The organism is Romboutsia sp. D33t1_170424_H2, from assembly GCF_015669105.1.
GTDB lineage: Bacteria > Bacillota > Clostridia > Peptostreptococcales > Peptostreptococcaceae > Romboutsia_C > Romboutsia_C hominis.
Window position 1 is genome coordinate 1 of record NZ_JADOZQ010000028.1, and the last position, 8,576, is coordinate 8,576.

Annotated in this window: 10 protein-coding genes; 5 read left to right on the plus strand and 5 right to left on the minus strand. The window is 26.5% G+C overall.

The genetic code is table 11. From position 1 onward, the window contains the following. Positions 1 to 275: hypothetical protein (locus I4U66_RS14335; protein ID WP_195929280.1), on the plus strand; the 275-nt coding region annotated here is incomplete at its 5' end. A gap of 400 nt (positions 276 to 675) precedes the next feature. Then, positions 676 to 1,746: a hypothetical protein gene (locus I4U66_RS14340; protein ID WP_195929281.1), complete on the plus strand. Its 1,071-nt coding sequence runs from the start codon at positions 676 to 678 to the stop codon at positions 1,744 to 1,746. Between the two features lie 300 nt (positions 1,747 to 2,046). Here the strand turns inward: I4U66_RS14340 and I4U66_RS14345 are convergent, their stop codons facing one another. Then, the gene (locus I4U66_RS14345) at positions 2,047 to 2,349 is read right to left on the minus strand and encodes a hypothetical protein (protein WP_195929282.1); all 303 of its coding nucleotides are present in this window, start codon (positions 2,347 to 2,349) and stop codon (positions 2,047 to 2,049) included. Between the two features lie 138 nt (positions 2,350 to 2,487). Between I4U66_RS14345 and I4U66_RS14350 the strand changes: the two genes are divergently transcribed. After that, complete coding sequence (locus tag I4U66_RS14350; protein ID WP_195929283.1) at positions 2,488 to 3,429, plus strand: hypothetical protein; 942 nt, start codon at positions 2,488 to 2,490, stop codon at positions 3,427 to 3,429. 33 nt (positions 3,430 to 3,462) lie between these two features. Here the strand turns inward: I4U66_RS14350 and I4U66_RS14355 are convergent, their stop codons facing one another. The 4 genes from I4U66_RS14355 to I4U66_RS14370 all read right to left on the minus strand — a co-directional run bounded on the left by I4U66_RS14355 (position 3,463) and on the right by I4U66_RS14370 (position 5,633). Then, positions 3,463 to 3,834 (minus strand): hypothetical protein, encoded by a 372-nt coding sequence (locus tag I4U66_RS14355; protein ID WP_195929284.1) that lies wholly within the window; start codon positions 3,832 to 3,834, stop codon positions 3,463 to 3,465. 84 nt (positions 3,835 to 3,918) lie between these two features. Further along, on the minus strand, positions 3,919 to 4,419 hold the full coding sequence (locus tag I4U66_RS14360) for a DUF2442 domain-containing protein (protein ID WP_195929285.1): 501 nt from the start codon (positions 4,417 to 4,419) through the stop codon (positions 3,919 to 3,921). Between the two features lie 14 nt (positions 4,420 to 4,433). Next, a complete protein-coding gene (locus I4U66_RS14365) occupies positions 4,434 to 4,931 on the minus strand; it encodes a hypothetical protein (RefSeq protein ID WP_195929287.1) in 498 nt (165 codons plus the stop codon). A gap of 105 nt (positions 4,932 to 5,036) precedes the next feature. Continuing rightward, complete coding sequence (locus I4U66_RS14370) at positions 5,037 to 5,633, minus strand: recombinase family protein (RefSeq protein WP_195929289.1); 597 nt, start codon at positions 5,631 to 5,633, stop codon at positions 5,037 to 5,039. A 225-nt stretch (positions 5,634 to 5,858) separates the two neighbouring features. Between I4U66_RS14370 and I4U66_RS14375 the strand changes: the two genes are divergently transcribed. Continuing rightward, positions 5,859 to 6,488 carry a hypothetical protein gene (locus tag I4U66_RS14375; protein ID WP_195929291.1) on the plus strand — a complete coding sequence of 210 codons (630 nt, stop codon included), beginning with the start codon at positions 5,859 to 5,861 and terminating at the stop codon, positions 6,486 to 6,488. 909 nt (positions 6,489 to 7,397) lie between these two features. Further along, positions 7,398 to 7,991, plus strand: coding sequence for a hypothetical protein (locus tag I4U66_RS14380; RefSeq protein WP_195929293.1), 594 nt, complete (start codon positions 7,398 to 7,400; stop codon positions 7,989 to 7,991). The last annotated feature ends 585 nt before the right edge of the window (positions 7,992 to 8,576 follow it).

Below are 8,576 nucleotides of genomic sequence, written 5' to 3' on the forward strand. Positions count from 1 at the left end.
ATGAATATGGGCAAGACCAATTTGGAGATAAATTGGAATGTAATAAAAAATATTTTATGGGGGCTAGATGTAGCCAAAGAAAATATAAAGTTACATATGAAGTAGATGGTAAACAATACGAAATAATAGAACAAGCAGAATTTTCGAAAATATTAGAGGGAGAGATTGATGTAGACATGTCTAAAAAAGACATATTAGAAGGATTTAAACGAGGTCATTCATTAGACTACATCCTGATGTGGAATTCAATTAGAAATGAATATAAAATAAAATAAAACTTTTATATTAATAAAAATAGGCTAATATTTGCAAAGCTTATAGGTTCACGAAAAACTATAAATCCAATTCTAAGGACTTATAAAATTTAGTTACTCTATTTATAATCTATAGTTTGACATAAAGAAATCTAAATAGCCAAAAATTACTATAAAATATGATATAATGTAAAAAGACCATCGATGTTGGTAGCATCCATGGTCATATATTCAAGGTAGTTCCAATCAAGGAACAACACTATACAGACTATATAAATTATATAAATTATTATACAATAAGTGTTTACTATATTCAATAGAATTATACTATGTATGCACAAATGTTATGACAAATTAATTTAAATAGAGTGTAAACCTTGTTTGAACTACCTATTAAGCTAACGAATAGGAGTAAAAACAAATGAAAATTGAAAATTTAAAAGAAGGACAAGTTCTAAAGAATTATAAAGAACTATGTGAGGTGCTAGGAATTAAACCTACGAGCAAAGCGAATAATAGTAGAATAGCACAGTTCAAAGAACTTGAAAGGTATTGTAAATATCATAAAGAAGGACATAAAATAATAATTGATGAAATATACTCTAAGGAGTTGGAAAAAGTGGATAATAGAAAACTAGGTAATAACAATGAACAAGCCAAATTCATTAGGTATTTATTGTTAAACCAATTAAGTGGTCACCCACTAGAAAAGCACGAAGTAATAGGCTTTAGCAAGGGTTTATTACTTAGAAAATTAAATTTACTTAATGATAATTACATAACTGCTAAGGTTAAAAGAGAACAGTATGCAATGGCATTAGAAGTTAATAAAATAGCCATAGACGAATGCATAGAGTATATAGATAATAGAAGTACAAATGCAGTAAAAAGAGCAATTTCAGTACTTGTAAGTCAAAAGGTGCTTGGTTACAAATGGAGTTACAGTTGGGTTGACCATAAAAGAATACACCATCATGCAGATGTATTTGAGCATAATGCAATAATGGAAGCAGAGTTTGAAGTTATGGAACAAATGAAGATAAGGCATAAAGGAAAAATATTTGAGTTTGGTCGTTGGAATGAGTTCAAAAGTAGAGTCAAGAAATACTTGCTAGAAGAATATTCAACTCTATTCCCTATGCTAGACTACTATTATGCAAGTTTCCATTTTCACTATAATATAGAGCAATTACAAAGACATATGCGTTATATGGAACAAAAACAAGGAGTTACATATGAGATTGCTAGAGAAGGTATACAAACCCTTTGGAGTAAAAGCCTGGATACAACTATAGATAATTATAACAAAAATGCAAATAAACAAGTCCCCTTTGGAATTTGTCCAAATGAAAAAATAAATTATAGAAAAAGTGAGATTTATAAAACGGAGCAAGTGAAAGTTAAAAATTCTATAGTAAAGCAAGATTACCCAAAGGTCGAAATAAGCGAACAAATAACAATGAATTTAGACCAAATAGAAATACCATTTTAAATATATTAGACTATAGGAAACTATAGTCTATTTTAATATATAAAAAAACCCCATTTAGGAGTTACTTATAAATAGTTATACTTATATTTTATAGGCAATCCCTAAATGGGGTTTTTTTATTACTATTAAACAAAATACTACGAAAGCGAACGAAGTGAGACTCGTATTTGAGCGGAGCGGCCAAAGCCTGCCCGTGGGGGCGGAACCCCCACAAACACATTCATCTAATAAACATTATAAATTAATTGCTTTTAAATTGAATATGTTTAGTTAGTGTTTTAAAGATTAAGTAAATTTTAATTAATTATTGGTACTTTTTTCTTTTTCATTATATTCTAATAGCTCATCTATCTTTAGTATTTTTCTTATAAGTTTATTGCTTAGCCATACTCCATAGAATAACCAAATTAGTAATGCTAAATTAGAAATTACAAATACTACAAGTATTATTTTTTCACTTATAATAATCACTACCTTAGTTGGATCATCACCATTGAATAAATAAATAATAACAAATAAAACAAAATTGTGAGGATATTTTAGCTTAGTTTTAGCTTGGATGTTTTTTATCCAATGGAAAACTAATGGAAAATACCACAACAATGCGTTAGTAAGCCACCCAAGAGTAACCTATATCAGAAATTATGCAGTAATTAGGTGGCTTTTAGAATAACTTATATTGTATAAATCACTTCTACATTAATCAATAATCTAAATATAAATTGAGTCGGAGGTGTTTAAGTGTATTTAATAGATGAACTAGATTTACATAAGCAAAATGAAATACTTAGAGGTTATCTAGATAAAGGAGCAGTAGGATTTATATATGAAACTATAAATACTTATAATGGTAAAAAATATCTAGGAAGAAAGAATTTTCTTACTCCAGAAGGTAAAAACAATGGATGGACTAATTATTATGGAAGTGGTGTTTTTATAAAAAGGCTTGTTAAAAATAAAGAATATAAAAAGTCCTTAGTAAGAAAAATATTTTATATAGGATATTCAGAATCAGATTTAATAGAAAAAGAACAGTATTATTTAGATAAATTTGATTGTGTAAATAATACAAATTATTATAATATCAATAAAAATGCTAATGGAGGATACTCTAGAGCAGGATATTCAGAAAATCAACTTAAAAATTGGAGCAAGAAAATGAGTAAGAAAAACTTAGAGTATTATTTAAATAATTCAGATAAAGTGAAAGAAAGGATACGTTCTTCTAATCAAAATAGAAAAGAAGTCATGAACTCTAAAGATTGGAATAACTATATAGAGAAGATGAAGGCGTCTGTTAGTGGTGAAAATAACTATTGGGCAATGAGTGTTAAGGTTTTTAAAAATGATATCTTAATTGAAAAATTTGGATGTCTTCAAGATGCTTTTAAATATTTTGAAAAACAACGAATTTTAACTTCTTATACTACATTTCATAAAATGAGAAAAGGCTATGTTTATAAGGGATATAGCCTAGAGGTTGAAGAAAGAGATAACAGTTATACTGGAAACTCCATAATCTTATATAATGAAAGTGAAGTGAAAGAGTTTAAATATTATAAAGAAGTATATAATTTTCTTAAAGAGAAAGGTTATATAAAATCTTATACTAGTTTTACTAGAGACCGAAATAATAACCAATTAATAATGGGATATTCAATAAGTAAAGGTACTTCTAATTAAATGCAAAAAATAGGCTACTAAGCCTATTTTTTATTAGTTTTGAGACATTGTACCAAATGTAAATCCAGATATATCACTTATTTTTATTCTAAGTGGTACACTTATTGAATTTATATTTTTATTTACACAATAAACATTTTTTAAATGTATGAAGTTTCTATCAATATTAACTGATTCATCTTCTTTTTCTTTATCATATCTTGCAGAAACTTCGTTTGCAATTGAAGAAAATAAACTGTTAAAATTTTCATCTATATTGCTTATGAATTCATAGTATTCCTTATCAGAAATTATATTACCAGAGATATAATCACCATTAACTAAAAGTGTTACTCCCGCACTAACACCGCTTTCTGATGCAAGAACTAAATATTCAAGTAAAATATCCTTTGATTTTATATCCATATAATTCCACCCCTTTCATGTTTCTAACAATATTTTACTATAAATTGTAATATAATATGGTGAAATTACATAGTTTCCTATAATTTAATACTTTGATAACTCCTTTAGAGCCTCCATATTTTTATTTATAACTTTATCTGTTATCTCTTCTATTCTATTTTTTCTTTTATATTCTAAAAACTCTACAAATGTAAGTACTTGTTCTATTTCTTTTTCAGAAAAGTTATTTATAATATTCATTAACTTCTCTATATTGTTATTAATTTTAGGAATTTCTTCTACATATTTAGTTCCTTCTTTAAATACAATTTCATTATCTAAATCATAACAATTCCAATCGTCATATCTATCATCACCCAAGTACCAAGCAACATTACTATTTAAAATTACACAATGTTTTTTAAATAACTCTATGTCTTTAAATTGTTGCATAACTGGTTTATCTAGTAAATGTCTACAATTAATTTTAAAAGTATGACCAGTATCATAATAAACAATAACATCATAGTTATCACAAGGCACAACTTGAACTACCCTCGCCCATTGATAAATCTCTGTGTATCCCATATTTTCTGGCTTTTTCATATTTTCACCGTTCCTTATATTGAATTTGAATATCCTGCTAAATAATTTACATAGTTTATGTATTCTGTAAAGAATAAGTCTTTTCTTTTGTTTCTTAAGTAATCTATATATTCTTCTTTAGTTATTCCAAGTAACCCTGCTAAATGATTTTCATCTCCACCATCACAATTACTATTTAAATAATTTTCATAAATCATTTTTTCAAAAATTTCTTCCTTATCAGTACTATTAAGGTTTCTATGATTACATATTATATGAGTAGCCTCATGTAACATAGTGGATACAATTGCACCTGCATAATCTATATGAGATTCACACTTAGGTTTTATTTTTTCATCCCAATATTTTGGATTATAAACTATAAAATGCTCAAATTCATTTTCATTACTTAAACAATGCTTTGCTCCATAACCCCACTCCTTATTAAAATCTATAAGTACATTCACTATTACACCATTTTTAACAAGAAAGTCTTTAACTATATTTATTATTTTTTCTTTTTCTCTTATCATCTCATAATCTCCTTAGTATCAAAATAGTTTACATATATATTTTAAGAAAAAATTTGAATTGCTCTACCTCAAGCCTAAGCCACCTCAAAAGAGATGGTATGGGGTCTATTTATTTTTTATTTGTTCTTCATATTGTTTCTTTAATTTAAAATAAGTTGTCTTCTTTAATCCAAGCATCCCCATTGCTCTAACACTTGTTATCTCTTTATTCTTAACCATATTATAAATAGTCTCCCATTCATCTGGATAATCTATTGCAGTTCTACCAAACTTAACACCTTTATCTAACGCTTGGTCTATTCCTTCTCTCTGTCTTTTCTCTCTAGTCTCTATCTCTTGTTGTGCCATCATAGTATATAATTCTATAACTATATTATTTATAGTTTCTAGCATTAGATTATCATCTGTCTGCATTTGAGTAGTAGGTAGATTAAGTGCCACCAAACGAACCCCTTTATTCTTAAGGTCTTGTAATACCTTTAGAGTTAGTTTCTTATTTCTTCCTAATCTATCAAACTCGTGAACTACTAAAGTATCTCCTGCTCTTAGTACTTCCATCATAGTATTAAACTCTGGTCTATTGAAGTTTTTTCCAGTTGCTTTATCTGCAAATATCTTTTCACATCCATACTCTTTAAGTGATGCTATTTGTCTATCTAGGTTCTGGTCTTTTCCAGAGACTCTAGCATATCCTATAATCATATTTCAATCCTCCATTGTAAGTTATGAATCAATTATAATAAAATAGTTCGTTAAAATCAACATATATTTACGAACTATTTTATTATATACAAAACTTTATAAACGTTGAAATTTCATTATATTATATAAAAGGTTATAGAGTTCACAAACTTATACTTTAACGAACTAGTTGATGATATCTATATGTTATATTAAAATATAACATATAGATATAGGAGGTATTTTATGGAAAATAAGCAGATAAAAAAAAATAAGGTAAATACACATAGAACTTGTAAAACTATACAAGAATACTTGAATGCGATAGTTAATGAAGGATATCTGTATACAATTGAAGATTTAGCAGAGTTACTAGATATGAAGGAGCAATATATACAAGTAAACTATATAAAGAGATTAAATACTTTATATATTGAACCAGAAAAGAAATCTGAAATAAGGAAGTTAATAAATGTGTACCAAATTTTCAAAAAACCATTATCAGTTTCTAATTTTAATAATGATGCTCGAGAAGTATTTTCATTAATCAAAGAATTAATAAAAAATAAAGAGATCCTAAGAAAAAAAATTCTAATTCAAGAAGATTCTATAGATAAATTAATTACTGATATATTTAAAAAAGAGGTTAAATCAAACGAGATGGATAATAAATGTAAGAAACTTGTTCCACTTACAGATGAAGATATAAATTATATATATAATAATCAATTACGTAGTACAAAATCTCTTAAAGAGTATTTTGATGTAAAACATGACGTTCAAATGTATAGAAATTTAAAATATACAAAATATATAAAATATGTTTGTGAGGATCCATCCAAGAAGGCTAATAGAGTAAGATATCTATTATTATAAGTTATATTATAATATAATATTTTTTTCAAATAGTTATATTACAATATAACTATTTGAAAAAAAACATTAAATTTTGTGTACAAAAACACATTAAGTGTTATAATAAACATGTGGAAGAATTAAATGACTGAAGTTTAGTCAATACAGAAGATAAAAGGGATAAATGCCAAGGATCCCTTGATTAAGGAACTGCCAATTTCTTAATCGAACAGTAAACGAAATCTAATATATTCATAGTTGGATATAAAAAATACGACCATAAAAACACCTATCTGCCAAATAGGTGTTTTTTACTGCAATAAAAAAAGGGATCTATTAAATAGGTCCCTTTTTTATGAATTACCCTTATTCAAAACTTAAATGTCTGCTTAAAGGTGCCACCCTTTAATATTTAAAAGTCTTATTGAGAAAGGGCAGGATTTTTCTTAATGGAAGAACTTAGCTAAAAATGTAAAACCCTTTGCTAATTGTCCAATTCCGATTAATATGTATCCAAGTGCCAAGCATACAGTAAAAAAATCTATTTTCATTAGATGGACCTCCTTCCCATCAAACTTGTTGCTACAAGGCGTACCGTCCGATAGGAGGCACAGCCTCCGCTATGATACCTAAGAGGTGCCACCCTCACATAAGGAAGGTATCATACGACCAATATTAATTATATCATATATTTTTACCAAATATTACTCTATATTCATATATTTTCAAATATAAGCAAAAATATATGAAACTCTGATACTATATAAAATATTTTTAGTTAACCTTGCAGTTTATAGCAGTTTAAAAGAGTATTTAAAATCAAAAAAATTGCTGAAGTTAAATATAGAATGATTTAAATTTAAGTTTTTTATTATGCTATAATTAAAATATAACAAAAGTATAACGTCCGTAAATTTGGAGGTAGAATAAATGAATAAAGAAGAATTTAATAACTTAGAAGTATTAGAGCAGATAAAATATATTAATGATCAATTGGAAAATAACAAAAGTATAACGTCAGTGTGCAAGATCTTAGGAATTGGAAGAACTACAATAAGAGATAGATTTAAAAAAATCAATTATATATACTTTAAAGACTCAAATAAGTATATATATAACGAATGTATAACAAACGTAGTACAAACTAACATAGGAGCTAATAACGGGCGTATAACATCTGATATAGAAATAGAAAATAACAATAATACAACAGATGTTATACAAAGTGATACAATAACAGAAATAATAAATAAATCAGATGAAGAAATAAAAAATAATCTATTAGATTTAGTTAATAACTATGATGTATTGAAAGATATCATAGAATTACACAGACGTAATACATCTGTTATAAAGCAACAAATAGTAATAGATATAGATGATTCAGATAGTAAATTAACTACATTAAGAATCAATAGTAAAGTGTTAGAGCAGTTCAATACATTTTGTAGGAACAATAAGCAATACAAGAAAGTAGATTTATTAAGTCAAGCAATGAAAGAATTTATAGAAAAGTATAATTAGCAAAGAAGCACCTTCTAAGGTGCTTTTTTTATTTTGAGGTATATGTACAGTTTGCATCGACTCCAAAAAAAAAAATTCTCCCATAATAAAATTAAGAAGGGATAATCTAAGTAAAAAATATTATATTATTGTAAAAAACAAAGTATATGGGGGGACGGGAAAAAATATGGTTTAAAGTGTGTTGACTAGAGTTAAAAGATAAAAAATATGACTAGTAAATTGGCTTTCCTAAAATAGTATTTAACTATACGAATATTTAGTACGGTCTGTAGAAAGAAAAAAAGACTTTAAGAGAGTTATCAAAATATGATTAATAAGGTTTGAGAGAGTATTATTTTTTTATAAAAAATAATATTAAAATTTTACATTTTAATATTATTTTCTTTAGGTGTTATTGAAAGGTAAATAAGATAATATAAAAGGAGATTAAATAAAATGAAGATAAAAGAAATCAGTAGAGAATGTTTGGGAGTGCCTTGTAATTGGGATATATATAAATGTCCGTACCATGAATATGGGCAAGACCAATTTGGAGATAAATTGGAATGTAATAAAAAATATTTTATGGGGGCTAGATGTAGCCAA

Bases quoted from the DNA above. Each gene is read 5' to 3' on its own strand.
- I4U66_RS14340 (WP_195929281.1), top strand. From the start codon at position 676: ATGAAAATTGAAAATTTAAAAGAAGGACAAGTTCTAAAGAATTATAAA.
- I4U66_RS14355 (WP_195929284.1), bottom strand. From the start codon at position 3,834: ATGGATATAAAATCAAAGGATATTTTACTTGAATATTTAGTTCTTGCA.
- I4U66_RS14360 (WP_195929285.1), bottom strand. From the start codon at position 4,419: ATGAAAAAGCCAGAAAATATGGGATACACAGAGATTTATCAATGGGCG.
- I4U66_RS14365 (WP_195929287.1), bottom strand. From the start codon at position 4,931: ATGATAAGAGAAAAAGAAAAAATAATAAATATAGTTAAAGACTTTCTT.
- I4U66_RS14370 (WP_195929289.1), bottom strand. From the start codon at position 5,633: ATGATTATAGGATATGCTAGAGTCTCTGGAAAAGACCAGAACCTAGAT.
- I4U66_RS14375 (WP_195929291.1), top strand. From the start codon at position 5,859: ATGGAAAATAAGCAGATAAAAAAAAATAAGGTAAATACACATAGAACT.
- I4U66_RS14380 (WP_195929293.1), top strand. From the start codon at position 7,398: ATGAATAAAGAAGAATTTAATAACTTAGAAGTATTAGAGCAGATAAAA.